The organism is Rugamonas sp. GW822-FHT03B10, assembly GCF_058801745.1.
The window spans coordinates 125844-150281 of sequence record NZ_JBXANP010000002.1; the positions used below are offsets into that span (position 1 = coordinate 125844).

A 24438-nucleotide genomic window follows, 5' to 3' on the forward strand; every position below is an offset into this window, starting at 1 on the left:
TAAGAGTGAACCGTCCCGGCCCGCCGGGCGGTTCTGTTCAGATCGAATTCGGAAGGAAAAACACCATGTCGCTGTCCTGGGACGAAGAAGCCGCTCCGGCGGTACCGCAAGCAGTCAACCAAGCCGTGCTGAATGGCGAGGCGAGCGCCGAGCAAGTGGCGCTGCGCGTGAACGCCGACGATAAACGCATCATCAACGGTAAAACGGACGTCAACCAGCTGGTTCCGTTCAAATACAAATGGGCCTGGGACAAGTACCTGGCCGGCTGCGCCAACCACTGGATGCCGCAGGAAGTGAACATGCAGCGCGACATCGAGCTGTGGAAGAACCCCAACGGCCTGACCGAGGACGAGCGCCGCCTGGTCAAACGCAACCTGGGCTTCTTCGTGACGGCCGACTCGCTGGCCGCCAACAACATCGTGCTGGGCACCTACCGCCACATCACGGCCCCCGAGTGCCGCCAGTACCTGCTGCGCCAGGCGTTCGAGGAAGCCATCCACACCCACGCCTACCAGTACATCGTCGAGTCGCTGGGCCTGGACGAGGGCGAGATCTTCAACGCCTACAACGAGATCAAGTCGATCCGCGACAAGGATGAATTCCTGATCCCGTTCATCAACAACCTGACCGACCCCACCTTCACCACCGGCACCGTGGAGAGCGACCAGACCCTGCTCAAGTCGCTGATCGTGTTCGCCTGCCTGATGGAAGGCCTGTTCTTCTACGTCGGCTTCACCCAGATCCTGGCGCTGGGCCGCCAGAACAAGATGATGGGCGCCGCCGAGCAGTACCAGTACATCCTGCGCGACGAGTCGATGCACTGCAACTTCGGCATCGACCTGATCAACACCATCAAGATGGAAAACCCGCTGCTGTGGACCCCGGCTTTCAAGGAGGAGATCAAGAACCTGTTCCTGAAGGCCGTGGATCTGGAATACGCCTACGCGGAAGACACCATGCCGCGTGGCGTGCTCGGTCTGAACGCGCCCATGTTCAAGGGCTACCTGCGCTTCATCGCCAACCGTCGCGCGCAGCAGATCGGCCTCGAGCAGCTGTTCGACCAGGAGGAGAATCCGTTCCCGTGGATGAGCGAGATGATCGACCTGAAGAAGGAGCGCAACTTCTTCGAGACCCGCGTCACCGAATACCAGACCGGCGGCGCGCTGAACTGGGATTGAACCCGCGCCTCGCCGCCCCGCGCGGCGATGGCGAACGAGAAGGCCGGACGATTTTTCGTCCGGCCTTTTTTCATGCGCGCGCCGATTTCGGCGCGGCCGGAAATGCGCGCGCGACCGCTCGCGTTCACGCGATGGCGGAGCGTTCGCGCGCACCGCAGCCGCATGCTGCTTGCCAAGCCGCGCACCGTGTCTCATAATCGCGACGAATTTAAAAACAGTGTGGAGCAGTAGCTTCGCGCGCAGTCGATGCGCCACAGCGCGCGCCGTGAGTTGGAGCCGGCGCGGTCGAATTCGCAGACACCCAATTGGCATAAGGGTTGGTTTGAAGTCGGCGAGTTGTGTGACGCGCCCTCGCGCGAAAGTTCGCGGCCGCTCAAGCGCGCCGCGTGCGCGCCGGTGCGATGCGCGGCCACTGCGAATTGGCAAGCGCGTGCGGGTTGCGGCGCCTATCCTGTAAAAAAGCTGGCGAAAAGCTTGCGCGCCTGTTGCGCACCGACAAGGTTTTCGTGTACTTTACGAGATTGAAAAGGCGTGCTAGCGAAAGCGTGGAAGAAGAAGCCGCGCAGTGCCGCGACGATGGCGCCGAAGATCGAAAAAATGGGATACAGATTCGCACGAATATGCACAAGACCACACCGTTTTTTTTCGACCGCCTTGCCTGATTGATTTCAGGTTGGGCGGTTTTTTCTTTGAAAAATAAAACCGAGTTGTGGCTGCGACGGAGGTTGCCGGTGCTGAGCATACGCCCGAAACACCGAGGATGTCGCAACAAGATTTGGACGCAGGCGCCGGCCGCAAAACGGCGGCGTGCTGTGTCGATGGCTGAAGCGCTGCAATCGTGAGGAGTTGCAGCAGTTCAGCTGGTGCCGAATTCATTAGCGCAAACCGTTGTTTGCGCCGATGAATAATTCGCCTGTCCCCATCCGGGGCCGGACGGGTTTTAATCTTGTGCGTGAATCTTTCCCATCCCAGATGAAGGAGAACAAAAATGGCAACAGCCGCTAAGAAATCCGAAGTAAAGAAACCAGCCGCCGCCAAGGCTGCTCCTGCGGCGAAGAAGCCGGCAGCAGCAGCCAAAGCCGCTGCCAAGCCAGCCGCCAAAGCCGCCGCTAAACCCGCGGTGAAAAAAGCCGCCGCCAAACCAGTGGCCAAAGCTGCCGCCAAACCAGCAGCGAAAGCGGCCGCCAAGCCAGCCGCCAAAGCCGCCGCCAAGCCAGCCGTGAAGAAAGCCGCCGCCAAGCCGGCAGCCAAAGCCGCCGCCAAGCCAGTCGCGAAGAAAGCCGCGGCCAAGCCGGCAGCGAAAGCAGCAGCTAAACCAGCCGTGAAGAAAGCGGCCGCCAAGCCAGCAGCGAAAGCCGCAGCTAAACCAGCGAAAGCAGCAGCCAAGCCAGCGGTGAAAGCCAAAGCAGCGGCCAAGCCAGCAGCCAAGGCAAAAGTGGCCGCCAAGCCAGCAGCGAAGAAAGCCGCCGCCAAGCCAGCGGTGAAAGCCAAAGCAGCAGCCAAGCCAGCAGCCAAGGCCAAAGTGGCAGCCAAACCGGCAGCGAAAAAAGCCGCCGCCAAGCCAGCCGCCAAAAAAGCCGCAGCGAAGCCAGTCGCCAAAGCCGCCGCCAAGCCGGCAGCCAAAGCGGCCGCCAAGCCGGTAGCCAAGAAGGCCGCCGCCAAGCCGGCCGCCAAGCCAGCAGCGAAGAAAGCCGCCGCCAAGCCAGCAGCCAAAAAAGCTGTCGCCAAAAAACCAGCGGTAAAAGCGGCAGCCAAACCGGCTGCAAAGGCTGCGGCTAAGCCAGCAGCAAAAAAGCCGGTTAAGGCTGCGGCCAAACCAGCCGCCAAGCCTGCCGCGAAAAAAGCCGCCGCCAAGCCAGCAGCCAAGCCAGTAGCCGCCGCGGCCGCCCCGGCAGCAGCACCGGCCGCCGCGCCGGCGGCAGCAGCGCCGGCAGCCGCACCGGCCGCCGCCGCGCCGGCAGCAGCCAAGCCAGCCGTCAAGAAAGTCGCGCCGAAGAAGCCAGCCGCACCGAAAGCGGCCGCCAAGCCAGCCGCCGCTCCTGCTGCGCCAGCCGCACCGGCCGTCAAGACTGTCGTGGCGCCGGCCGCCGCCTGGCCTTTCCCAACCAGCACCCGCCCTTCCTAAGAAAAAGCGTGGATGCCTGTTAAGGCAAGCGACCGCTGTGTGAGACAATCACACAGCGGTTTTTTTTTGGAGGGACTCCGTGCTAAGTATTATCAAGTTGATTGTCGATGCCGCCGCCACGCTGTTGGGCGGTGCCTTGCTGTTACGTTTCTGGATGCAAGCGATACGTGTCCGTCCGCCGTCGTCGGTGGCGCAGTTCACGTTTCAACTGTCGGACTGGCTGGTGCGCCCGCTGCGCCGCATCGTGCCCGGCGTGGGCGGCTACGACTGGGCCAGCCTGATCGGCGCCTACCTGATCGTGCTGCTGGCCACCTCGGTGCTGTTCCTGGCCGGCTGGAGCGCGCCGGCCGTGCTGCTGGCCGCCTGCCAGCGCTTCCTCGAATGGATCTTGTACGGCTTCATGGCGCTGCTGGTGGTGGAGGCCATCTTCAGCTGGGTCAATCCCCATGCGCCGCTGGCGCCGTTCGTGCGCGCGCTGAACGACCCGCTGCTGCGCCCGATCCGCCGCGTGGTGCCGCTGGTGGGCAATCTGGACCTGTCGCTGCTGGTGGCCATCATCCTGCTGCAGATCGCCCAGCTGGTGCTGGGCATGCTGTTCGCGATGCGATGAGCCGCACGTGGTGTTCCCCGCTGCCGGGCGGCGTCCGGCTGGCGGTGCAAATACAGGCCAACGCCAAGAAGACGGAAGTGGTGGGCGTGCTCGACGACGCGCTCAAGATCAAGCTGCACGCCCAGCCCATCGAGGGCAAGGCCAACGAAGCGCTGATCCGCTTCCTGTCCGATAGCCTGTCCGTGCCGCGCAGCGCCATCGCGCTCACGCACGGCCAGACCAACAAGCGCAAGCTGCTGGAAATCAGCGCGGCCAGGCTGACGCCCGATGGCGTGGCGGCGCTGCTGCTCCCGGAAACCGGGGTCAGGTCATGATCTCACGCATCTTGCGTGAATTCATGACCTGACCCCGGTTTTTTGGAGGAGGTGGCTTAGTAGCGGTAGCCGAACGCGGCCTCGAAGCGGTCCGCGATTTCGGCGGCCGTCATCAGGTGGTTTTGCGCACCCTTGCGCGCGATCTTGATGGCGCCCAGCAGGCTGGCCAGGCGGCCCGTCGTCTCCCAGCTCCAGTCGCGCGTGATGCCGAACAGCAGGCCGGCGCGGTAGGCGTCGCCGCAGCCGGTCGGGTCAAGCACCGCTTCGGCCTGCACGGCCGGGATCTCGATGCGCTGGCCCTTGGTGTAGATCTCCGAACCCTTCTCGCCGCGCGTGACGATCAGCGCTTCCAGGCGCTCGGCCATGGCCGGCAGGGTCAGGCCGGTGCGGTCCATCAGCAGCTCGATCTCGTAGTCGTTGCACGAGACGTAGGTGGCCTTGTCGATGAAGGCGATCAGCTGTTCGCCGCTGAACATGGGCAGCTGCTGGCCGGGATCGAACATGAAGGGGATGCCCAGCGCCGCCAGGTCGTCGGCGTGCTTGAGCATGCCCTCATGGCCGTCCGGCGAGATGATGGCCACCCGCGCCGGGCCGGCCTTGGCCACCGGGTTCTCGTGCGCGAACGACATGGCGCCCGGGTGGAAGGCGTTGATCTGGTTGTTGTCGGCGTCGGCCGTCACGAAGCACTGGGCCGTGTAGGCGTCCTTTTTGATCAGGATGTTGTCGGTGGCGATGCCGAACTGGCGCAGGCGCTCCAGGTAAGGGCCGCTGTCCTGGCCCATCACACCGACGATGCGCGGATCGCCGCCCAGCATCTTGAGCGTGTAGGCGATGTTGCCCGAGCAGCCGCCAAATTCCGTGCGCATGGTGGGCACGAGGAAGGACACGTTCACTTTGTGCAGCTGGTCGGCCAGCAGCGTGTCGCCGAAGCGGCCGCCAAATTGCATGATGGTGTCGATGGCGAGCGAGCCGCAGATCAGGGTGGTCTGGTTCATTGAATGGGTCTTTACGGGTAGAAAACGGCGATGTGATAACCGGAGGCCTTGAGCTGTTTGAGCTCAAAGTACAGTTTGACGGATTGTTCGGAGTGGGGCGCGAAGCCCTTGGCCAGGTCCGCGTCCGGGCCGAGGTAGTCGCGCGGCGTGAATACGCGGCGCAGCACGGCCTTGTCGTTGGCGTCGTCGAGCCGCAGTTCGATGTCGGGCCACGCCTGCGCCGTCGCGGCCTGGTTGCGCAGCAGGGTGGTGAACGAGAACGTGGACGCGCTCAAGGTCTGCAGTTCGCCCTGCTCGATGGTGACGTAGTCGATCTGCGCCGGCAGCTCCACCTTGCAGCCCAGCGCGGCGCACAGCGATTGCAGCGCCGGTTTCAGTTGGGGCACGCTGGCCGCCAGCTGGTTGCGGAAGGTGGTGGCGGCCTGGCCCACGAGCGCGCCCACCAGCAGCACCGAGCCCAGGCTCATGACGATGGTGGCCAGCTTGCCCAGCCGCTGGCGCCGGTGGTGGCGTTTGACGAAGCCCGGTTCCTCCTGGGCGGTGGCGCTGTCGTCGTCGGCGCTGGCCACATGGGCGGCGATGGCGGGCGTGCTCAGCGTCGGTTCGTTGTCGGCGCGGCTGGCCGTGAGCGGTAGCGGCGCTTCCGCGCGGGCGCGCGCGGCGGGCGACAAGTCGACCAGCACTTCATCCTCGTCCTCGGCGTCGAGCAGGACGGTGGGTTCGGTGCTCGGGGCAGGGATGGTGGCCGGCGTGGCTTCCGCCGGCGCGGCCGGTTCGTCCCATGTCGGCTCGCGGCGGCCATCGGCCAGCGTATCGGACGCTGGCGCAGCTTCCGTTTCAAATTCCAGCGCCGGGGCGGCGTCGATCATCTCCACGGGCTCCAGCTGGAAGGCGTCGTCCAGCGTGAAGGCGGCGAAGGGATCGGGTTCGGCCGGCGCGTGCATGTCAGCGTCGGTGCCGGTGTCGGTGTCGGTGTCGGCGTCAACATGCGGTGCGGGCGCCGCGACGGGCGCGTCGTCCGCGTCGTGTCGCGGCGCCGGTTCGGGGGCGGCCTCGCTGGCGGCGGCGCTGTCCTGCGCATCCCATTCCAGCACCTCGGTGGCTGGTTCAAGATCCACGTCCACGTCCAGGTCCAGTTCCAGCTTGTCCTCGGCCTGCGCGGATGGCATGGGCGGCGGTGTGGGCGTGGCGTCGATGCCGGTGGCGTACACCGGCGTCGATGGCGCGGTGAACGGTGCACCCGAAGGGGCGTAGGCCGTGACCGGCGGCACCCAGCTGATGTCCGGCTGCGCGATGGGTGCGGCTGGCGGCGGCGTATCGAGTTCCAGCGCGACGCCGGCATCGTCGCCCGGCCGCAAGGCGGTGGCGGCGTGCGTGTCGATCGCGGCCATGGCGGCGTCGAACGGCACGGCTGGCGGTAATGGGGATGGGGCAGGGGGCGAAACCGGGGCTTGAACCTGGACTTGAGCCGGGGCCGGGACTTGGGCAGGTACAGGTGCAGGTACAGGTGCTGGTGCTGGTGCAGGTGCAGGTGCAGGTGCAGGTGCAGGTGCAGGTGCAGGTGCAGGGGCTGGCACCGGGGCGGGCACTGGCGCTGGCGCTGGCGCCGGCTGGACGGGCGGCTCCAGCAGGGCCGCGTTGCCGTCGAAGACTTCATTGCAGGCGCCGCAGCGCACTATGCCCCCACGTAATTTCAGCTGGTCATGGGCGACCCGAAATATCGTGTTGCAGTGGGGGCATTTAGTGGCGAGCGCCATCGCTGCGCAAACTCAGGCGTCGCGCGCCGGCGGCACCGTGTCGCTGCCGAGGCGGCCATGCAGGGCGACCCAGCCATCCTGCTCGGCCCACACGCCCAGTTTGATGAACGGTGCGTAGGCGGCCGCCACTTCCTCGGCCTGGCGCGCCAGCACGCCCGACAGGATCAGCGCGCCACCGTCGGCCACGCGGCCCGACAGCATGGGCGCCATCAGCTTGAGCGGGCTGGACAGGATGTTGGCCACCACCACGTCGAAACGCTGGTTGGCGTGGGCCGACTGGGCGAACGCGTCCGGCAGGAAGTACTCGACTTCGCACTGGTTGCGCACGCCGTTGTCGCGCGCCGATTCGATCGCCTGCGGGTCGATGTCCACGCCGGCCACCTGCTGCGCGCCCAGCTTCTTGGCCACCATGGCCAGGATGCCGGAACCGCAGCCGTAGTCGAGCACGGTCTTGCCCGGCGCCGGATGGGCTTCCAGCCACTCCATGCACAGGCGGGTGGTCGGATGGCTGCCGGTGCCGAAGGCCAGGCCGGGGTCCAGCTCCAGGATCAGCGCGTCGGGATCGGGCGCCTCGTGCCAGCTCGGCACGACCCAGATGTTCTTGCCGATGTGGATGGGCGCGAATTGCGACTGGGTCAAGCGCACCCAGTCCTGCTCCTCGACCTTGCGCAGCGTGAACTTGGGCACGGCGGTCAGCTTGATCTGCTCGGCGGCGGCCGCCACGATGGCGGCCTGGTCGGCATCCTGCTCGGTCAGCGCCACCACACGGCTGTGTTCCCAGGCCGCTTCCTTGGGCTCCATGCCCGGCTCGCCGAACAGGGGGCGCTCGGCGTCCGTGCCCTCGTCCGCGTCCTCGACGGAGACGGACAGGGCGCCCACTTCCATCAGGGCGTCCGACAGGGCTTCGGCGTGGTCGCGCGCGATTTCGATGACGATTTCAGTCCAGCTCATTACGATCCTTTGCTGTCGTTCTTGTTGCCCAGGCTCAGCTTATGCAGCTCGGGCATGTCGGCCAGCTTTTGTTCCAGGTAGTGAATATTGGTGCCGCCTTCGATGAAGCGGGCGTCGATCATCAGCTCGCGGTGCAGCGGGATGTTGGTCTGGATGCCCTCGACCACCATCTCCGACAGCGCGATCTGCATGCGGCGGATGGCCTGCTCGCGGGTGGCGCCGTAGGCGATCAGCTTGCCGATCATCGAATCGTAGTGCGGTGGCACATAATACCCCGCATACGAGTGCGAGTCGACCCGGATGCCGGGGCCGCCCGGGGTGTGCCATGCCGCGATGCGGCCCGGCGACGGGGTGAACTTGAACGGGTCCTCGGCGTTGATGCGGCATTCGATGGCGTGGCCGGCCAGCATCACGTCGCGCTGGCGGAAGCGCAGCTTCTCGCCGGCGGCGATGCGGATCTGTTCCTGCACGATGTCGATGCCGGTGATCATCTCCGTGACCGGGTGTTCGACCTGCACGCGGGTGTTCATCTCGATGAAGTAGAACTCGCCGTTCTCGTACAGGAATTCGAAGGTGCCGGCGCCGCGGTAGCCGATCTTGCGGCAGGCCTCGGCGCAGCGGTCGCCGATCTTCTCGATCAGCTTGCGCGCGATGCCGGGTGCCGGCGCCTCCTCGATCACTTTCTGGTGGCGGCGCTGCATCGAGCAGTCGCGCTCGCCCAGCCAGACGGCGTTCTTGTGCTCGTCGGCCAGGATCTGGATCTCCACGTGGCGCGGATTCTCCAGGTATTTCTCCATGTAGACTTCGGGGTTGCCGAAGGCGGTGCCCGCCTCGGTCTTGGTCATGGCCACGGCGTTGATCAGGGCCGCCTCCGTGTGCACCACGCGCATGCCGCGTCCGCCGCCGCCGCCGGCCGCCTTGATGATGACCGGATAGCCGATCTTGCGGGCGATCTGCACGATGGCCTTGGGATCGTCGGGCAGCGCGCCTTCGGAGCCGGGCACGCAGGGCACGCCGGCCTTGATCATGGTCTGCTTGGCCGACACCTTGTCGCCCATCAGACGGATCGAGTCGGAACGGGGGCCGATGAACACGAAGCCCGATTTCTCGACCCGCTCGGCGAAGTCGGCGTTCTCCGACAGGAAGCCGTAGCCGGGGTGGATCGCCTCGGCGTCCGTCACCTCGGCCGCGCTGATGATGGCCGGCATGTTCAGGTAGCTCAGCGCGGATTGGGCGGGGCCGATGCACACCGATTCGTCGGCCAGCTTCACGTATTTGGCGTCTTTATCCGCCTCCGAGTGGACAACCACCGTCTTGATGCCCATTTCGCGGCAGGCGCGCTGGATCCGGAGGGCGATTTCGCCACGGTTGGCGATGAGGATTTTTTCAAACATGATAGGTTCGCGTAGGTCTGTGAGCGCCGGCGGGCCGGCGGCTGCTGTAGAGGGGAGTGCGGGGAGGAAGTCGGACGCGCCCCGCCGGGGGCGGGGGCAGGCGGTCGACTTAGCCTATCACAAACAGCGGCTGGCCGAATTCGACCGGCTGGCCGTTCTCGACCAGGATCTGGGTGACGGTGCCGGACTTGTCGGCGTCGATTTCGTTGAGCAGCTTCATCGCCTCGATGATGCACAGGGTGTCGCCTTCCTTGACCACGGTGCCCACTTCGACGAAGGCCGGGTTGCCCGGGGCCGACGAGCGGTAGAAGGTGCCCACCATCGGCGACTTGACCACATGGCCGGTCGGCTCGGCGGCCACGACGGCGGTGGCGGCCGCAGGCGCGGCGGCGGCCACGGGGGCGGCGCTGGATTGGAAATGCTGTTGCATGCCTTGCGGCTGCATCATCACGACCTGATTCTGGGCCATGGCCGAGGACTTGACGATGCGCACTTTGCTTTCGCCTTCGGTGACTTCCAGTTCAGCGATGTCCGATTCGGCGACCAGGTCGATCAAGGTCTTGAGTTTGCGTAAATCCATGTGTAACCCCCGGGGAATTATCTTGTATTTGAGTGGGTGCAGCGCCGCCTCATGGGCCACGCCGCGCTAAAAATGCGCGCAGATCGCGTAGATTAACGCCTTTTAAGGGCAAAGTCGATGGCAAAGCGATATCCCTCGATGCCCAGGCCGCAGATCGTGCCGATTGCTATTGCGCTAAGGAAAGAGTGATGGCGAAACGCTTCGCGCTGGTAAATATTCGATATATGCACTTCAACGAAAGGAATGGCCACACCGGCCAGCGCATCGCGCAGGGCCACGCTGGTGTGGGTCAGTCCGCCCGGGTTGATGACGATGGCGTCCACGCCTTCCGTCCTGGCGGCATGGATGCGGTCGATCAACGCGCCTTCGTGGTTGCTCTGAAAACAAGACAGCTTCGCCCCGGCGGCCGTGGCCTGCGCCTGGGCCGCCTGCTCGACGTCGGCCAGGGTGCTTGCGCCATAGACCTCGGGCTCGCGCGTCCCCAGCAAATTCAGGTTGGGGCCGTTGAGTAACAGGAGGTGTTGTGCCATGGATTCAGGACCATTTTCCGCGAAAGTTCCGCATTTTGCCGCCAACGGAGGGCGATGGCAAGAGAAAAAAAGTGATGAAATTGATTACAAGGTGGCCAGGTCGGCCCGCAGCTGATCGAACTTCAAACGGCCTAAATAGGTTTTCTTGACTTGTCCATCGGCCCCGATCAATACCGTGTATGGCAGTCCGCCACCGGCATTGCCGAACTGGCGCGACAGCTCGGTGCCGCCCATGCCGGCCACATAGAGCGGATAGGCGATTTTGAATTTGCTGGCAAATTCGGCGATGTTCGACGGCGAATCAATGCCTATGCCGATAACTTTCAGCTTCTTGCCCGCATCTCCGGCGGCCAGCGCCGACAGCTCCGGCATCTCCTGCACGCATGGCGCGCACCACGGGGCCCAGAAATTGACCAGCAAGGCCTGGCCTTTGTAGCGGGCCAGGTCCTGGCTGGCGCCCGTCACGTCGGGCAGCGACTGCTTGTAGAGGGCGTCCACCGGGCCGGTGACGCCGGGGGCGGCCGTGGCCGTCACGGGCGGGGCCGCCTCCTTCTGGTGGGTGCCGACCCAGGCGCCCATGGCGCCGAACAGCAGGGCAATGACGGAATAGGCGATCAGATGATTTTTTTTCATGTTGGAGTGGCTATCTTGTCGTCGGAGTGGGTGCTGCTGATTAATAAGGCACGGACGGCGTTCAGGTCGGCCCGCATGAGCTTGCCGTCGGCGCGCAGTTTATGGGCGCCTCTTAAATCGTCCAGTTCGTACAGGGCCGCGTGCACCCCTTCCTGCTGCCACAGGAAACTGACCACTTCCACCGGGTCGAACCGGGGGCCCTTGAAATGGGGCGCCTCGGAAAAGTCCAGGTTCAGGTTCTGGTTCAGCAGGAAGATTTCCACTTCCTTGGCGCTGTCGGCGAACAATTGCAAATGGATGTCGTCGTGCGGGCCGGCCGTGCCGCTGAGCACGGAGCCGGTCAGGTAGGGGCTGAATTTCTCCAGCAGCTCCATCACCTGCAGCGCCAGCGTGCGCAGGCGGAACAGGTGGGCGGGCTGGGTGTCGGCGTGGAACAGGGCCTGGTACAAGCGCACCTCCACCTCGATTTCCGTATCCGAGGGCAACAAGTTGGCCGGCAACATATTAATATTGCCGTGCGCCTCGCCCAGCACCTGGCGCGCGGCCTTGCGTTTGGCGTTGTCGTACTCGGCCCCGTCCTGGGCTATGAGCCGGGCGGCGGCGGCGGCTATTTCCGCGCGCAACTGCCGGGCTTCGTCGTTTGGCTTGGGCATCATGGTGCAAATGATACCTTGAATAGGCAAAAGGGGGAAAAGGCCCCGGCGTCAGGTAAAATCCCTGCTTTGGCCTTCCTGACCATCGTCCCACCGTCGTATTCATCCTATTTTCACATGCATATTCATATCCTCGGCATCTGCGGCACCTTCATGGGTGGCCTGGCCGTGCTGGCGAAACAGGCCGGCCACCGCGTCACCGGCTGCGACGCCAATGTCTACCCCCCCATGAGCACGCAGCTGGAAGCCCAGGGCATCGAACTGATCCAGGGTTACGGCGCCGAGCAGGTGCAGCTCAAGCCTGATCTGTATGTGGTCGGCAACGTGGTCACGCGCGGCAATCCGCTGATCGAGGAAATCCTCAACCGCAGCCTGCCCTACGTGTCGGGCCCGCAGTGGATAGGCGAACATATATTACGCAACAAGTGGGTGCTGGCCGTGGCCGGCACCCACGGCAAGACCACCACCTCGGCCATGCTGGCCTGGATCCTGGAGGACGCCGGCTACGCGCCCGGCTTCCTGATCGGCGGCGTGCCCGTCAATTTCGGCATCTCGGCCCGCCTGTCGGGCCCCGGCGTGGATTCGGACTTCTTCGTGATCGAGGCCGACGAGTACGACACGGCCTTCTTCGACAAACGCAGCAAGTTCGTGCACTACCACGCCAAGACCGCCATCCTCAACAACCTCGAATACGATCACGCCGACATCTTCCCCGATCTGGCCGCCATCGAGACCCAGTTCCACCATCTGGTGCGCACCGTGCCCGGCATCGGCCGGCTGGTCGTCAATGGCGACGAGGCCTCGCTGCAGCGGGTGCTGCAACGCGGCTGCTGGAGCGAGCGCGAGACCTTCGGCCTGAGCGACGGCGTCGACTGGACCCTGCGCGAGCATGACGACGGCAGCTTCGACGTGATCTTCAACGGCGAGGCGTCCGGCACCGTGCGCTGGCAGCTGACGGGCAAGCACAACCGCGCCAACGCGCTGGCCGCCATCGCCGCCGCGCGCCACGTGGGCGTGCCCGTGGCCCAGGCCGCGCAATCGCTGGCCAGCTTCCAGAGCGTCAAGCGGCGCATGGAGGTGCGCGGCGTGGTCAACGGTGTGACCGTGTACGACGATTTCGCCCACCATCCGACGGCCATCGCCACCACCGTGGGCGGCCTGCGCCAGAAGCTGGGACGGTCCAGCCGCATCCTGGCCGTGCTCGAACCGCGTTCCAACACGATGAAACTGGGCGCCATGAAGGACGCGCTGCCGGGCAGCCTGAGCGACGCCGACCTCGTGTTCGGCTACGGCAGCCAGCAGGCGCTGGGCTGGAGCCTGGGCGACGCGCTGGCGCCGCTGGGCCGGCAGGCCAGCGCCTATGAAGACCTGGACGCGCTGGTGGCGGCCATCGCCGCCGCCGCCCGTCCCGGCGACCATATCGTGGTGATGAGCAACGGCGGCTTCGGCGGCGTGCACCAGAAGATCCTGCAGGCGCTGGCCCCATGATTCTCTATCTGCACGGCTTCCGCTCATCGCCCCGTTCCATGAAGGCGCGCCTGGTGGGCGAGCGCATGCAGGCGCTGGGTCTGGGCGCCGACTATGTCTGCCCGCAACTGCCGGCCTCGCCCAAGGCGGCCATGGCGCTGGCGCTGGAGCTGGTCGATGGCGTGCCAGCCAATGAACTGGCGCTGATCGGCTCCTCGCTGGGCGGCTATTACGCCACCTGGCTGGCCGAGCGCCTCGGCTGCCGGGCGGCCGTGCTGAACCCGGCCGTGGTGCCCATGCTGGACCTGGAACCGTACGTGGGCGTGGGCACGCAATACCACTCCGACGCGCCGTTCGAATTCAAGCGCGACTATATAGCGGAGCTGCAGGCGCTGGCCGTGCCGCGCATCACGCGGCCGGAACGCTACTTCCTGTTGGCGGCCACGGGCGACGAGGTGCTCGACTACCGCGACATGGTGGCCCACTACGCGGGCGCGGCCCAGCACGTGATCGCCAGCAGCGACCACGCCATTTCCAGTTTCGCCGATTATGTGGCGCCGGTGCTGGCGTTCTGCGGCGTCGGGGCGGGCCGGTGAGGGCGCCCACGCTGCGGCAGGCGCACTGGTACGGCCACGTCAACGCGCTCAACGCGCCGCCGGCGTTGCGCCACTGGCTGACGGCCGACGGTTCGCTGACGGCCAAGCTCAAGGCGCACAGCCAGGCGTTCCGCGTGCAATGCCTGCACCAGCGGCCCGGGCGCTGTCTGACGGACGAGACGGCGGCCATCGGCCTGCACCGTCCCGGACGCGTATGGGAGCGCGAAGTGCTGCTGCGGTGTGATAATACGCCCGTGGTGTTCGGCCACACGGTGGTGCCGATGTCGGCCACGGCCACGGACTGGCCGCTGTTCAGCGCGCTGGGCGAGCGCTCGCTGGGTTCGACGCTGTTCGGCGACCCGCTGGTGCGGCGCGGCGAGCTGCAGTTCGCGCGCCTGCGCGCCGGCCATCCGCTGATGCAGCGCGCCAGCGCCGCGCTCGGGCTGGACGGGCCACAGATTTTATACGCGCGGCGCTGCCTGTACCGGCGCCGCCAGGGCACGCTGCTGGTGACGGAAGTGTTCCTGCCGGCCGTGCTGGAGCTGGTGCTCCAACCCATCACAACGATAACGAATAGAAACGAGAAATGAATTTATTTTTTGAAGAATCGGGCGATTTCAAGGTCGGCACCGTCCTGTCGCAAGCGGGCGAGGCTTACCAGGTGGAACTGGCCAGCGGCAAGCGCACCAAGGTCAAGGTCAAGGACGTGCTGCTGCAGTTCGACAAGCCCACGCCGGCCGAGCTGCACGAGCAGGCCAAGGCCGTGGCGGCCGAGATCGACCTGGACTTCCTGTGGGAAGTGGCGGGCGAGGACGAGTTCGGTTTCGCCGAGCTGGGCGCCGAGTACTTCGGCCACGCGCCGCTGCCGTTCGAGGCGGCCGGCCTGATCCTGAGCCTGCACGGCGCGCCCATCTATTTCTATAAGAAGGGCCGCGGCCGCTACAAGGCCGCGCCCGAGCAATCGCTGCGCGCGGCCCAGGCCGGCATCGAGAAGAAGAAGCAGCAAGCCATCATCCAGGCCCAGTACGTGGACGAGCTGAAGGCCGACCGCCTGCCCGAGGCGATGCGCAACATCGTGCAGCAGCTGCTGTTCAAGCCCGACAAGAACACCATCGAATACAAGGCGCTGGAGGCGGCCTGCGACGAGCTGCACACCAACCCGCAGCGCCTGATGCTGGCCGTGGGCGGCATGGCCTCGCCCCACCAGCTGCACATGTCGAAATTCCTGTTCGAGAACTTCCCGCGCGGCGCCGGCTTCCCCGACGTGCCGCTGCCGGTGGCGCCGACCAACCTGCCGGTGGCCGACGTGCGCGCGTTCTCGATCGACGACGTGACCACCACCGAGATCGACGACGCGTTCTCCGTCGTGCGCCTCGACGACGGCACGGTGCGGGTCGGCATCCACATCGCCGCGCCCGGCCTGGGCATCAAGCCCGACGACGCGGTCGACAAGATGGCGCGCGCGCGCATGTCGACCGTCTACATGCCCGGCGACAAGATCACGATGCTGCCCGACAGCATCGTCGAGGCCTTCACGCTGGCCGAGGGCAAGACCTGCCCGGCCCTGTCGCTGTACGCCACGCTCAACCCGGCCGACTGGAGCGTGGTGTCCACCGTCACGCGCGCCGAGCTGGTGCCGATCGCCAACAACCTGCGCCACAACGACCTGGACGCGCTGGTCAACGAGGAAACCCTGGCCAGCGGCGCGGGCGAGTACGCGCACAAGGACGAGCTGGCGCTGCTGTGGCAGTGGGCCCAGCACCTGGAGCAGGGCCGCATGGCCAAGCGCGAAGCGTTCGGCCTCAAGCCCGAGCAGAACAACCGAGTCGATTTCAACTTCTACGTGGAAGACGACGTGGTCACCATCAGCCGCCGCAAGCGCGGCGCGCCGCTCGACAAGATCGTGGCCGAGCTGATGATCTTCGCCAACAGCAGCTGGGGCAAGATGATGCACGAGCACGGCGTGCCCGGCATCTACCGCAGCCAGGGCGGCGGCACGGGCGGCTGGGCCGCCAAGATGCAGGTGCGCATGGTCACCCACGCCGCGCCGCACCAGGGGCTGGGCGTGGACCAGTACGCGTGGAGCACCTCGCCGCTGCGCCGCTACACCGACCTGGTCAACCAGTGGCAGATCCTGGCCTGCGCCGGCCATGGCGTGACGGCGCCGCTGGTGGCCCCGTTCAAGCCCAAGGACGCCAACCTGTTCGCCATCGTGTCCGCCTTCGACGCGGCCTATGCGGCCTACGCCGACTTCCAGTCCAACATGGAACGCTACTGGTGCCTGCGCTGGCTGGGCCAGGAGCAGGCGCGCCAGGTGGAGGCCGTGGTGCTCAAGGATGAAGTGCTGCGTCTGGTCGAGATTCCGCTCATCATCCGCCTGCCCGGCATGCCGCAGGTGGCGCGCGGCGCCCAGGTCAAGCTCGACATCCTGCGCTGGGACGAGGTCGATCTGTCGGTCGAGGCGCGCGTGCTGGAGATCCCGGCCGCCGACGCCGTGGCCGCCGACGCCGAACTCGATTACGAGGACGAGGACGACGTGTCCGCCGTGGAAGTGGCCGCCGAGGAGCAGGCCGAGCCGGCGCCCGCCGCCGACGCACCCGTGATCGTGACGGGCGAGTCGACGGCCGAGGCGCCGCTGGCCGAATAGGAGGCCGGGGCGGCGGCCTGGCCGCCGCCCCGCCGGTTCGGGTTAAAATCAGCCCACTTTGTTACCCCCTGCGGTCTGGCACAGCGTGAAGTCTCTTAAAGAAAACCGTTTCCTGATGATGGCGATCGGCGTCTCGCTGCTGGCGCACGGGGCTTTGCTGGCGGTGCATTTCGTCGCGCCCAAGGCGTTCAAGGTGGAGCCCACCGACCCCGGACTGGAAGTGGTCCTGGTCAACGCCAAGCACGCGCGCGCGCCGCTCAAGGCCGAGGCGCTGGCGCAGGCCAACCTCGACGGCGGCGGCAACGTCGACACCGGCCGCGCCAAGTCGCCCTTGCCCGACATGCGCAAGATGGAGATGGGCGACAGCGTCAAGGCCACGCGGCGCCGCATCGCCGAGCTGGAGGAGCAGCAGCGCAACCTGCTGAGCCAGGTGAGCAAGCCGACCCCGTTCACGGCCCCGCCCGTGACGGAAAAGAGCAAGCCCGATCCGCTGCCCACCGGCGCCGACCTGCTCGATTCGAGCAAGGCCATCGCCCGCATGGCGGCCGAGATCAGCGAAACCATCGAGGACCAGAACAAGCGGCCCAAGAAAACCTTCATCACGCCCAGCACGCGCGAGGTCGGGTACGCCGAGTATTACAAGTCCATGCAGCGCCGCATCGAGGAGGTGGGCACGCTCAACTTCCCGCAGCAGAACGGCCGCAAGCTGTATGGCGAACTGGTGGTCTACATCCCCGTGTTCCAGGACGGCACCATCTACACCAAGGACGGCGGCGCGCGCGTCGAGCGCAGCTCCGGCAATCCGGCGCTGGACGCCAAGGCGCTCGAGATCGTGCGGCGCGCGCAACCGTTCGGGCGCTTCCCGCCCAAGATGCTGTCGAGCGACAAGGACGACCTGTGGGTCATCATCACCCGATTCAAATTCACCCGTGAAGAAAAAATGGAAGCAAACCTGAGCGGCGGTGCCCAGTGATGGACCGCTACTGCGTATTCGGCAACCCCATCGCCCATAGCAAATCGCCGGCCATCCACGCCGCGTTCGCGGCCCAGACCGGGCAGCAACTGACGTATGAGGCGCGGCTGGCGCCGCTGGACGGCTTCGCCGCCGCCGTGCAGGCCTTCATCGCCGAAGGCGGCAAGGGCGCCAACGTGACCGTGCCGTTCAAGCTCGAAGCCCACAAGCTGGCGCAGGCGCTGACCGTGCGCGCGCAGGCGGCGGGCGCCGTCAACACGCTGCACTTCACGGAGCAGGGCATCATCGGCGACAACACCGACGGCGCCGGGCTGGTGGCCGACATCGTCAACAACGCTGGCGTGGCCATCACCGGCAAGCGCGTGCTGCTGCTGGGCGCCGGCGGCGCCGCGCGCGGCGTGGTGCTGCCGCTGCTCGAACACCGGCCGGCCCGGCTCGTGATCGCCAACCGCACCGTGGCCACGGCCGGGGAACTGGCGCGCCAGTTCGCCGCGCTCGGCGGCGCGGACGTGGTCAGCGGCTGCGGCTTCGGGCAGGTGGGCGGGCCGTTCGACATCGTCATCAACGCCACCTCGGCCAGCCTGCACGGCGACCTGCCGCCGCTGCCGGACGGCGTGTTCGCGCCGGGCACGCTGGCGCTCGACATGATGTACGGCGCCCAGCCCACCGTGTTCATGCAGTACGCGAGCGCGCATGGCGCGCTCGCGCGCGACGGCCTTGGCATGCTGGTGGAGCAGGCCGCCGAGGCGTTCGCCGTGTGGCGCGGCGTGCATCCGGCCACGGGGGACGTGCTGCGCCAGCTGCGGGCCGCCTTGTGAGCGGCGCGCGCAAGAAGGACGGCGGCCGGCGGCGCTGGATCAAGTGGCTGGTGATCGCGCCGCTGGCGCTGCTGTTGCTGGTCCAGTTGTACTTCTTCCTCCAGATCTGCTGGTGGGTCGACCATAATCCGGGCATGACCAGCTTCATGCGCGCGCAGCAGGCCGCGCTGCGCGAGAAGAACCCGAACGCCAACATCCAGCAGCTGTGGGTGCCGTACGCGCGCATCTCGAACAACCTCAAGCGCGCCATCATCGCCTCGGAGGACGCCAACTTCTCCGAGCACGACGGGGTGGACTGGGACGCGCTGCAAAAGGCGTACGAGAAGAACAGCCAGAAGCACAAGGTGGTGCGCGGCGGCTCCACCATCACCCAGCAACTGGCCAAGAACCTGTTCCTGTCCGGTTCGCGCAGCTATCTGCGCAAAGGGCAGGAGCTGGTCATCACCTACATGCTGGAGACGGTGATGGACAAGGAGCGCATCTTCGAGATCTACCTGAACGTGGTCGAATTCGGCACCGGCATCTTCGGCGCGGAAGCGGCCGCGCGCCATTACTACGGCGTGAGCGCGGCCAACCTCGGCGCGGCGCAGGCGGCCAAGCTGGCCGTGATGCTGCCCAACCCGCGCTTTTTCGACAAGCACCGCGATTCCGGCTACCTGGCGCGCCGCACCGGCGTGATCCTGCACCGCATGGGCGCGGCCGAACTGCCTTGATGTTCCACCTGAGAGCGAAGGAGTCATCCCATGCATCGTAACCACCAGCGCGGCCTGGGCCTGATCCAGGTGGCCATTCTGATGGCGACCCTGGCCGCCATCGCCATGGCCGCCATGATGTCGATGCGCAGCGAGCGCAATCTGTTCGCCGAGGCGCTGAACAAAGTGACCGGGCATGCGCCCGCGCCGGCCCAAGTCGCCGGCGCGCCCGGCGCGGCGCAGGATGCGGCGGCGGCCCGGCCGGCGGCGCCCGAGCGTCCGGCCGGCGTGCTGCGCAAGTGCGTCATCGACGGCAAGACGGTGCTGTCGGACGTGGACTGCACCGACCGTAACCCCACCAGCACCATCGTCAAGGTGCACGAGACGCGCGGCATCGAATCGCCCAAGGTGCCCAAGCCGGAACCGGCGTCCGATGGCGCGCCCACCATGCAGGACAAGATGATCGAGAAGGCCACCCGCTGACAGGACAGCGGTGTAAAAAAGGTCGTGCCGGGGTGGCCGGCGGCGGGGCGAGCGGGTACACTGGCGCTGTTTTGGCGCGCCGCGCGCCGCGCCCCTTCAACGTCGTCCGAGAGTGCCCATGATTAATGTCTTCGTTCTGCAAAACGGCCGGCTCAACCAGGTTCCCATCGACAGCCGCGCCGATCTGGAGAACGTGGCGCCGGTCTGGGTCGACCTGACCGATCCGAACGAGGACGAGCGGGCCTGGGTCAAGGCCATCTACGGCGTGACCCTGCCGGGCGAGGACGAGGTCAAGGACATCGAGGCCTCGGCCCGCTACTACGAGGCCGAGAACGGCGACCTGCACCTGCGCACCGATTTCCTGCTGGAGGAGGACGACGGCCCGTCGCGCGTGGTGACGGTGGCCTTCATCCTGGCCCGCAAGATGCTGTTCTCGGTGCACACCGACGACCTGCCCGTGTTCCGACTGGTGCGCATGCGCGCCCGCTCGCGCCCCGGCTCCATCGCCGACTACATGGACGTGCTGCTGGACCTGTACGCGACCGACGCCGAATATTCGGCCGACGCGCTCGAAGGCATCTACCTGCATCTGGAGGAAGTGAGTGCGCGCGTGCTGCAAAAGCAGTTCACCGACCAGGACGCGGCGGCTGCCCTGAACGCGATCGCGCTGGAGGAGGACTTGAACGGCCGCATCCGCCGCAACATGATGGACACCCGGCGCGCCGTCAGCTTCCTGATGCGGGGCCGATTGCTCAACACCGACCAGTTCGAGGAGGCGCGCCAGATCCTGCGCGACATCGAATCGCTGGACGGCCACACCTCGTTCCTGTTCGATAAGATCAACTTCCTGATGGACGCCACGGTCGGCTTCATCAACATCAACCAGAACAAGATCATCAAGATCTTCTCCGTGGCCAGCGTGGCCTTCCTGCCGCCCACGCTGATCGCGTCCATCTACGGCATGAACTTCCGCGGCTGGTTCCCGGAGCTGGACTGGTCGCTCGGCTATCCGTTCGCGCTGCTGCTGATGGTGTCGAGCGCGATCGCGCCGTTCTGGTACTTCCGCCGGCGCGGCTGGCTCAAATGACGCCGGCCGGCGCGCACGCGGCGCGCGGCGCGAACTCCAGCGACAAGGTGCTGTAGTAGGGCGCCGAGCACCATTGCCGGTGCAGGGCCAGCGCGCGCTCGTACAGGCAGCTGCGCACGTCGAACGCGGAGAAGTCGAACGGCGGCGTGGCGCGCGCGTGGCAGGCCTGGGCGGCGCCGTCCAGGAACGCGTCCTCGTCGAATTCGCCCTGCCATAACTGGGCCTGCAGGCCGGCCACGATGGCCTCGGCCTGCACCGCCTCCCGTTCCACCGTGTCGTTGTCCGGGTCGTGGGCCGCCGCCATGACCTGCGCCACGTCGGCGCCGCGCGCCACCAGGCTGAGGAAGCCGTGCCGCAGCGGCAGCGCCGACTCCACCACGTAATGCAGCAGGTCGTGCGGCAGGATGCCCTGGCGCGGCATCAGCGTGTCGGTGCAGCTGCCGTTGTTGCGCACGAAGCGCAGCACGTCGTACAGGTCGGTCTTCGAGCGTTTCTCGGCGATCAGTTTCATGTTGCTACGATGTTGATAGGACACCCCGAATTATGAAACGAATAGCATGCTTGCAAATTCACCAACTATCACACATTGAATAAAATTTCAAAATAAGAAGAAATTTGAAATAAAATTTCATTGTCATTTGCCCGGCCCCGCCAACCGTTTTTCGGCCATCGCCTATCCATTAGAATGGCGCCGGGCGTCACTTTGCCGTCACGATCATCGGTTAAACTTGCGGGATTTTTCCGCCCCGTCACAATGCGCGCCGTCGCCACAGAAAGAACCAGCAATGACAAAAAAACGGCAGTTTTTCCCCCGCCAGGTGGTCGAGGCGGGCGGCAACCGGTGGGACCTGGCCATGCTGCCCATCGTGCTGGCCGTGTTCGTGCTGATGGCCTACGGCAGCCAGCAGATGGTGCGCCCGTACGCCGTGGGCGAGACGCTGCCGCTGTCGCTGGAACCGTACTACCTGCCGTACTACCTGCTGCGCACCACGCTGCGCATGTTCATCGCGCTGGGCGCCTCGATGGTGTTCAGTTGCGTGTTCGCCGCCCTCACCACCAAGTACCGGCTGGCCGAGAAGGTGCTGGTGCCGCTGCTCGACATCCTGCAGTCGATCCCCATCCTGGGCTTCCTGTCGATCACGGTGACGGCCTTCATCGCCCTGTTCCCCGGCAATCTGCTGGGGGTGGAATGCGCGGCCATCTTCGCCATCTTCACCTCGCAGGCGTGGAACATGGCGTTCTCCGCCTACCAGGGCTTCCGCACCGTGCCGGCAGAATTGTCGGAGGCGGCCAGCGTGTTCCAGCTGTCGGGCTGGCAGCGCTTCTGGCGCCTCGAGCTGCCGTTCGCCATGCCCGGCCTGTTGTGGAACATGATGATGTCCATGTCCGGCGGCTGGTTCTTCGTGGTGGCGTCGGAGGCGATCTCGGTGTCGAACCAGAACATCAAGCTGCCCGGCATCGGCTCCTACATCGCGCTGGCCATCGAGCAGCGCGACCTGGGCGCCATCGGCTGGGCCATCACGGCCATGCTGGTGGGCGTGCTGCTGTACGACCAGTTGTTCTTCCGCCCGCTGCTGGCGTGGGCCGACAAATTCCGCTTCGAGGAGACCGGCAGCGACACGGCGCAGGAATCGTGGCTGCTCACGTGGCTGCGCCGCACCGAGCGCACGCAGCAGCTGGTGGCCATGTGCGGCGGCCTGCTGGCCCGCTCGATCGCCATGTTCCGCCTGCAGCACGACGGCACCTCGATCCGCGCCCGGCCGCAGCAGGCCTCCTTGCTGCCGCAGCGCGTATGGGACGCCGTGATCGCGGCCGTCGTGTTCTACGCCTTGTGGGAACTCGGCCACTTCATCCGCGCCGAAGTGGGCTGGAGCGAAGTGGGGCGGGTGCTGGTGCTGGGCCTGTACACGCTGTCGCGCGTGCTGCTGTTGCTGGCGCTGGCGGCGCTGGTGTGGGTGCCGGTCGGCGTGTGGATCGGCATGCACCCGCGCTGGGCCTCGCGCACCCAGGCCGTGGCCCAGTTCATGGCCGCCTTCCCGGCCAACCTGGTGTTCCCGGTGGCCGTGGTGGCCATCGTGCGCTTCCACCTCAATCCCGACATCTGGCTGTCGCCGCTGATGATCCTCGGCACCCAGTGGTATCTGCTGTTCAACGTGATCGCCGGCGCCTCCACCGTGCCGACGGAACTGCGCCACGCGGCGCACAACTTCGGCCTGACGGGCTGGCTCAAATGGCGGCGCTACCTGCTGCCGGCCATCTTCCCCAGCTTCGTCACGGGCGCCATCACGGCCAGCGGCGGCTCCTGGAACGCCTCCATCGTGGCCGAATACGTGAGCTGGGGCGACACCACCGTCAAGGCCCATGGCCTGGGCAGCTACATCGCCGAGATGACGGCCAAGGGCGACTTCCCGCGCATCGCGCTGGGCATCGGCGTGATGTGCATCTTCGTGATGGGCTTCAACCACTTCGTGTGGCGCCGCCTGTACACGATGGCCCAGAGCCGGCTGCATTTCTAGCCCTGGACTAGCCCCTGAATTCACCGATTTGAGAGACTGACAATATGAGCACCCCCATCGTCGAACTGAAAGCGGTCGGCAAGCACTTCCGCGCCGCCGACGGCTCCGCCCGCGCCGTGCTCGAAGGCGTGGACTTCACCCTCAACGAAGGCGAGATCGTGGCGCTGCTGGGCCAGTCCGGCTCCGGCAAATCCACCATGCTGCGCATCATGGCCGGTTTGATCCAGGCCGACGCGGGCCAGGTGCTGTACCGCGGCATGCCCTTGTACGGCACGGCGCGCGGCATCCGCATGGTGTTCCAGTCGTTCGCGCTGTTCCCGTGGCTGACGGTGCAGAAGAACGTGGAGCTGGGCCTGGAGGCGCAGGGCATGGCGGCCGACGAGCGCGCGCGCCGGGCCGAGAAGATGATCGACCTGATCGGCCTGTCCGGCTTCGAAGGCGCGCTGCCGCGCGAGCTGTCGGGCGGCATGCGCCAGCGCGTGGGCATCGCGCGCGCGCTGGTGATGGAGCCGGAAGTGCTGCTGATGGACGAGGCCTTCTCCGCGCTCGACGTGCTGACGGGCGAACGGCTGCGCGAGGAGATCCTGGAGCTGTGGCAGTCGGGCCGCATCCCCACCAAGGCCATCCTGGTGGTGTCGCACAACATCGAGGAAGCCGTGATGATGGCCGACCGGGTGCTGATCTTCGCCAGCGACCCGGGCCGGGTGCGGGCCGAGCTGCCGATCTCGCTGCCGCAGCCGCGCAAGGCGGCCGGGCCGGAGGTGCGGGCGCTGATCGACAAGGTGTACGAGCTGATGACGGCCGGCGCCGCCCGTCCGGGGCTGATCAGCGAGAAGGAAGTCAAGCTGGCGCTGGGCGACCGCCTGCCGCAGGCCGACATCTCGCACATGGAGGCGATCCTGGAATTGCTGGCCGAGGAACCGTTCTCGGGCCGCGCCGACCTGCCGCAGCTGGCCGAGGAAACGGAGCTGACCGACGACGAGCTGCTGCAGGTGCTGAACGCGCTGATCCTGCTGGGCTTCGCCTACCTGACCAGCGGCGACATCCTGCTCACGCCACTGGGCGGCGCCTACGTGGCGGCCGACAACACGGCGCGCCAGGAGATCTTCGGCAAGCAGTTGCTGGAGCACGTGCCGCTGGTGGCCTACATCTGCCACGGCCTGTCGCAGGACAAGGCGGGCGATTTGCCGGAGGACCTGTTCCTCAAGCTGCTGCGCTTCACGCTGAGCGAGGACGAGGCCGAGCGCGCGCTGCGGGTGGCCATCGAATGGGGCCGCTACGGCGACCTGTTCGAATACAACTTCAACACCGGCGTGATCCAGCTGCCCAAGGACGAGGCGCCGGCGGCCGACTAAAAAAAACCGGGGTCAGGTCATGCCATCCCGCAACATGGGGCTCTTATACACATCTCCGAGCCCACGAGACCTATTCCAAGCGCG

Annotated in this window: 27 protein-coding genes and 1 pseudogene; 17 read left to right on the top strand and 11 right to left on the bottom strand. The window is 66.2% G+C overall.

Annotated elements, in window-relative coordinates; genetic code table 11:
* The first annotated feature begins 65 nt into the window (after nt 1-65).
* From AC1RQG_RS03750 to AC1RQG_RS03775, 6 genes are all read left to right on the top strand, one after another.
* Nucleotides 66-1178 carry a ribonucleotide-diphosphate reductase subunit beta gene (locus AC1RQG_RS03750; protein ID WP_493128456.1) on the top strand — a complete coding sequence of 371 codons (1113 nt, stop codon included), beginning with the start codon at nt 66-68 and terminating at the stop codon, nt 1176-1178.
* 27 nt (nt 1179-1205) lie between these two features.
* Nucleotides 1206-1409 (top strand): hypothetical protein, encoded by a 204-nt coding sequence (locus AC1RQG_RS03755; protein ID WP_493128458.1) that lies wholly within the window; start codon nt 1206-1208, stop codon nt 1407-1409.
* A 155-nt stretch (nt 1410-1564) separates the two neighbouring features.
* Nucleotides 1565-1840 (top strand): hypothetical protein, encoded by a 276-nt coding sequence (locus AC1RQG_RS03760; protein WP_493128459.1) that lies wholly within the window; start codon nt 1565-1567, stop codon nt 1838-1840.
* Between the two features lie 326 nt (nt 1841-2166).
* Entirely contained in the window at nt 2167-3303 is a 1137-nt protein-coding gene (locus tag AC1RQG_RS03765) for a transcriptional regulator (protein ID WP_493128461.1), read from the top strand.
* A gap of 79 nt (nt 3304-3382) precedes the next feature.
* Nucleotides 3383-3913: a YggT family protein gene (locus AC1RQG_RS03770; protein ID WP_493128463.1), complete on the top strand. Its 531-nt coding sequence runs from the start codon at nt 3383-3385 to the stop codon at nt 3911-3913.
* On the top strand, nt 3910-4227 hold the full coding sequence (locus tag AC1RQG_RS03775; RefSeq protein WP_493128464.1) for a DUF167 domain-containing protein: 318 nt from the start codon (nt 3910-3912) through the stop codon (nt 4225-4227). Before AC1RQG_RS03770 ends, AC1RQG_RS03775 begins: the two co-directional genes overlap by 4 nt.
* Before the next feature lie 56 nt (nt 4228-4283).
* On the opposite strand, the gene AC1RQG_RS03780 is transcribed toward AC1RQG_RS03775, so the two are convergent.
* The 9 genes and pseudogenes from AC1RQG_RS03780 to AC1RQG_RS03820 all read right to left on the bottom strand — a co-directional run bounded on the left by AC1RQG_RS03780 (nt 4284) and on the right by AC1RQG_RS03820 (nt 11723).
* Entirely contained in the window at nt 4284-5222 is a 939-nt protein-coding gene (locus tag AC1RQG_RS03780) for a carbohydrate kinase family protein (RefSeq protein WP_493128465.1), read from the bottom strand.
* 11 nt (nt 5223-5233) lie between these two features.
* Nucleotides 5234-6613 (bottom strand): DUF3426 domain-containing protein, encoded by a 1380-nt coding sequence (locus tag AC1RQG_RS03785; protein ID WP_493129267.1) that lies wholly within the window; start codon nt 6611-6613, stop codon nt 5234-5236.
* A gap of 264 nt (nt 6614-6877) precedes the next feature.
* Nucleotides 6878-6979, bottom strand: a pseudogene (locus AC1RQG_RS03790) (MJ0042-type zinc finger domain-containing protein); the annotation flags it as partial.
* Between the two features lie 12 nt (nt 6980-6991).
* Entirely contained in the window at nt 6992-7930 is a 939-nt protein-coding gene (prmA, locus tag AC1RQG_RS03795; protein ID WP_493128467.1) for a 50S ribosomal protein L11 methyltransferase, read from the bottom strand.
* A complete protein-coding gene (gene accC / locus AC1RQG_RS03800; protein WP_493128469.1) occupies nt 7930-9324 on the bottom strand; it encodes an acetyl-CoA carboxylase biotin carboxylase subunit in 1395 nt (464 codons plus the stop codon). Before accC ends, prmA begins: the two co-directional genes overlap by 1 nt.
* Nucleotides 9325-9433: 109 nt before the next feature.
* The gene (gene accB / locus AC1RQG_RS03805) at nt 9434-9904 is read right to left on the bottom strand and encodes an acetyl-CoA carboxylase biotin carboxyl carrier protein (RefSeq protein ID WP_493128471.1); all 471 of its coding nucleotides are present in this window, start codon (nt 9902-9904) and stop codon (nt 9434-9436) included.
* A 92-nt stretch (nt 9905-9996) separates the two neighbouring features.
* Nucleotides 9997-10434 carry a type II 3-dehydroquinate dehydratase gene (gene aroQ / locus AC1RQG_RS03810; RefSeq protein ID WP_493128473.1) on the bottom strand — a complete coding sequence of 146 codons (438 nt, stop codon included), beginning with the start codon at nt 10432-10434 and terminating at the stop codon, nt 9997-9999.
* Between the two features lie 84 nt (nt 10435-10518).
* The gene (locus AC1RQG_RS03815; RefSeq protein WP_493128475.1) at nt 10519-11067 is read right to left on the bottom strand and encodes a TlpA family protein disulfide reductase; all 549 of its coding nucleotides are present in this window, start codon (nt 11065-11067) and stop codon (nt 10519-10521) included.
* Nucleotides 11064-11723 carry a hypothetical protein gene (locus tag AC1RQG_RS03820; RefSeq protein ID WP_493128477.1) on the bottom strand — a complete coding sequence of 220 codons (660 nt, stop codon included), beginning with the start codon at nt 11721-11723 and terminating at the stop codon, nt 11064-11066. Before AC1RQG_RS03820 ends, AC1RQG_RS03815 begins: the two co-directional genes overlap by 4 nt.
* 114 nt (nt 11724-11837) lie before the next feature.
* Here AC1RQG_RS03820 and mpl point away from each other — a divergent pair, with 114 nt between their 5' ends.
* From mpl to corA, 9 genes are all read left to right on the top strand, one after another.
* Nucleotides 11838-13208 carry a UDP-N-acetylmuramate:L-alanyl-gamma-D-glutamyl-meso-diaminopimelate ligase gene (mpl, locus tag AC1RQG_RS03825; protein ID WP_493128478.1) on the top strand — a complete coding sequence of 457 codons (1371 nt, stop codon included), beginning with the start codon at nt 11838-11840 and terminating at the stop codon, nt 13206-13208.
* Nucleotides 13205-13783, top strand: coding sequence for a YqiA/YcfP family alpha/beta fold hydrolase (locus tag AC1RQG_RS03830; protein WP_493128480.1), 579 nt, complete (start codon nt 13205-13207; stop codon nt 13781-13783). The genes mpl and AC1RQG_RS03830 overlap by 4 nt, the downstream gene beginning before the upstream one ends.
* Nucleotides 13780-14373: a chorismate--pyruvate lyase family protein gene (locus AC1RQG_RS03835; RefSeq protein ID WP_493128482.1), complete on the top strand. Its 594-nt coding sequence runs from the start codon at nt 13780-13782 to the stop codon at nt 14371-14373. The genes AC1RQG_RS03830 and AC1RQG_RS03835 overlap by 4 nt, the downstream gene beginning before the upstream one ends.
* A complete protein-coding gene (locus tag AC1RQG_RS03840; RefSeq protein WP_493128484.1) occupies nt 14370-16430 on the top strand; it encodes a ribonuclease catalytic domain-containing protein in 2061 nt (686 codons plus the stop codon). The genes AC1RQG_RS03835 and AC1RQG_RS03840 overlap by 4 nt, the downstream gene beginning before the upstream one ends.
* A 115-nt stretch (nt 16431-16545) precedes the next feature.
* Nucleotides 16546-17403 carry a TonB family protein gene (locus tag AC1RQG_RS03845; protein WP_493129269.1) on the top strand — a complete coding sequence of 286 codons (858 nt, stop codon included), beginning with the start codon at nt 16546-16548 and terminating at the stop codon, nt 17401-17403.
* The gene (gene aroE, locus AC1RQG_RS03850; protein ID WP_493128486.1) at nt 17403-18221 is read left to right on the top strand and encodes a shikimate dehydrogenase; all 819 of its coding nucleotides are present in this window, start codon (nt 17403-17405) and stop codon (nt 18219-18221) included. The genes AC1RQG_RS03845 and aroE overlap by 1 nt, the downstream gene beginning before the upstream one ends.
* Nucleotides 18218-18934 carry a monofunctional biosynthetic peptidoglycan transglycosylase gene (gene mtgA / locus AC1RQG_RS03855; protein ID WP_493128488.1) on the top strand — a complete coding sequence of 239 codons (717 nt, stop codon included), beginning with the start codon at nt 18218-18220 and terminating at the stop codon, nt 18932-18934. The genes aroE and mtgA overlap by 4 nt, the downstream gene beginning before the upstream one ends.
* Before the next feature lie 30 nt (nt 18935-18964).
* Nucleotides 18965-19396: a DUF4124 domain-containing protein gene (locus AC1RQG_RS03860; RefSeq protein WP_493128490.1), complete on the top strand. Its 432-nt coding sequence runs from the start codon at nt 18965-18967 to the stop codon at nt 19394-19396.
* A 118-nt stretch (nt 19397-19514) separates the two neighbouring features.
* Nucleotides 19515-20483: a magnesium/cobalt transporter CorA gene (corA, locus tag AC1RQG_RS03865; protein ID WP_493128492.1), complete on the top strand. Its 969-nt coding sequence runs from the start codon at nt 19515-19517 to the stop codon at nt 20481-20483.
* On the opposite strand, the gene AC1RQG_RS03870 is transcribed toward corA, so the two are convergent.
* Both AC1RQG_RS03870 and AC1RQG_RS03875 read right to left on the bottom strand, forming a co-directional pair.
* The gene (locus AC1RQG_RS03870) at nt 20476-20994 is read right to left on the bottom strand and encodes a hypothetical protein (protein WP_493128494.1); all 519 of its coding nucleotides are present in this window, start codon (nt 20992-20994) and stop codon (nt 20476-20478) included. The genes corA and AC1RQG_RS03870 overlap by 8 nt on opposite strands.
* Before the next feature lie 68 nt (nt 20995-21062).
* The gene (locus AC1RQG_RS03875; RefSeq protein ID WP_493128496.1) at nt 21063-21275 is read right to left on the bottom strand and encodes a hypothetical protein; all 213 of its coding nucleotides are present in this window, start codon (nt 21273-21275) and stop codon (nt 21063-21065) included.
* On the opposite strand from AC1RQG_RS03875, the gene AC1RQG_RS03880 reads away from it, so the two are divergent.
* Entirely contained in the window at nt 21269-22999 is a 1731-nt protein-coding gene (locus tag AC1RQG_RS03880) for an ABC transporter permease (RefSeq protein ID WP_493128498.1), read from the top strand. The two genes, AC1RQG_RS03875 and AC1RQG_RS03880, sit on opposite strands and share 7 nt — an antisense overlap.
* Nucleotides 23000-23043: 44 nt before the next feature.
* On the top strand, nt 23044-24354 hold the full coding sequence (locus AC1RQG_RS03885; protein ID WP_493128500.1) for an ABC transporter ATP-binding protein: 1311 nt from the start codon (nt 23044-23046) through the stop codon (nt 24352-24354).
* Nucleotides 24355-24438: the final 84 nt, after the last annotated feature.

What these genes read in the sequence shown, in the direction of transcription:
- AC1RQG_RS03860 (WP_493128490.1), top strand. Translation starts at nt 18,965, where the DNA reads ATGCATCGTAACCACCAGCGCGGCCTGGGCCTGATCCAGGTGGCCATT.
- aroE (WP_493128486.1), top strand. Translation starts at nt 17,403, where the DNA reads ATGGACCGCTACTGCGTATTCGGCAACCCCATCGCCCATAGCAAATCG.
- AC1RQG_RS03820 (WP_493128477.1), bottom strand. Translation starts at nt 11,723, where the DNA reads ATGATGCCCAAGCCAAACGACGAAGCCCGGCAGTTGCGCGCGGAAATA.
- AC1RQG_RS03775 (WP_493128464.1), top strand. Translation starts at nt 3,910, where the DNA reads ATGAGCCGCACGTGGTGTTCCCCGCTGCCGGGCGGCGTCCGGCTGGCG.
- AC1RQG_RS03840 (WP_493128484.1), top strand. Translation starts at nt 14,370, where the DNA reads ATGAATTTATTTTTTGAAGAATCGGGCGATTTCAAGGTCGGCACCGTC.
- AC1RQG_RS03830 (WP_493128480.1), top strand. Translation starts at nt 13,205, where the DNA reads ATGATTCTCTATCTGCACGGCTTCCGCTCATCGCCCCGTTCCATGAAG.
- AC1RQG_RS03885 (WP_493128500.1), top strand. Translation starts at nt 23,044, where the DNA reads ATGAGCACCCCCATCGTCGAACTGAAAGCGGTCGGCAAGCACTTCCGC.
- AC1RQG_RS03845 (WP_493129269.1), top strand. Translation starts at nt 16,546, where the DNA reads ATGATGGCGATCGGCGTCTCGCTGCTGGCGCACGGGGCTTTGCTGGCG.
- accC (WP_493128469.1), bottom strand. Translation starts at nt 9,324, where the DNA reads ATGTTTGAAAAAATCCTCATCGCCAACCGTGGCGAAATCGCCCTCCGG.
- AC1RQG_RS03780 (WP_493128465.1), bottom strand. Translation starts at nt 5,222, where the DNA reads ATGAACCAGACCACCCTGATCTGCGGCTCGCTCGCCATCGACACCATC.
- AC1RQG_RS03870 (WP_493128494.1), bottom strand. Translation starts at nt 20,994, where the DNA reads ATGAAACTGATCGCCGAGAAACGCTCGAAGACCGACCTGTACGACGTG.
- AC1RQG_RS03785 (WP_493129267.1), bottom strand. Translation starts at nt 6,613, where the DNA reads ATGGCCGCGATCGACACGCACGCCGCCACCGCCTTGCGGCCGGGCGAC.
- AC1RQG_RS03750 (WP_493128456.1), top strand. Translation starts at nt 66, where the DNA reads ATGTCGCTGTCCTGGGACGAAGAAGCCGCTCCGGCGGTACCGCAAGCA.
- AC1RQG_RS03765 (WP_493128461.1), top strand. Translation starts at nt 2,167, where the DNA reads ATGGCAACAGCCGCTAAGAAATCCGAAGTAAAGAAACCAGCCGCCGCC.
- corA (WP_493128492.1), top strand. Translation starts at nt 19,515, where the DNA reads ATGATTAATGTCTTCGTTCTGCAAAACGGCCGGCTCAACCAGGTTCCC.
- AC1RQG_RS03815 (WP_493128475.1), bottom strand. Translation starts at nt 11,067, where the DNA reads ATGAAAAAAAATCATCTGATCGCCTATTCCGTCATTGCCCTGCTGTTC.
- prmA (WP_493128467.1), bottom strand. Translation starts at nt 7,930, where the DNA reads ATGAGCTGGACTGAAATCGTCATCGAAATCGCGCGCGACCACGCCGAA.
- AC1RQG_RS03755 (WP_493128458.1), top strand. Translation starts at nt 1,206, where the DNA reads ATGGCGAACGAGAAGGCCGGACGATTTTTCGTCCGGCCTTTTTTCATG.
- AC1RQG_RS03880 (WP_493128498.1), top strand. Translation starts at nt 21,269, where the DNA reads ATGACAAAAAAACGGCAGTTTTTCCCCCGCCAGGTGGTCGAGGCGGGC.
- accB (WP_493128471.1), bottom strand. Translation starts at nt 9,904, where the DNA reads ATGGATTTACGCAAACTCAAGACCTTGATCGACCTGGTCGCCGAATCG.
- aroQ (WP_493128473.1), bottom strand. Translation starts at nt 10,434, where the DNA reads ATGGCACAACACCTCCTGTTACTCAACGGCCCCAACCTGAATTTGCTG.
- mpl (WP_493128478.1), top strand. Translation starts at nt 11,838, where the DNA reads ATGCATATTCATATCCTCGGCATCTGCGGCACCTTCATGGGTGGCCTG.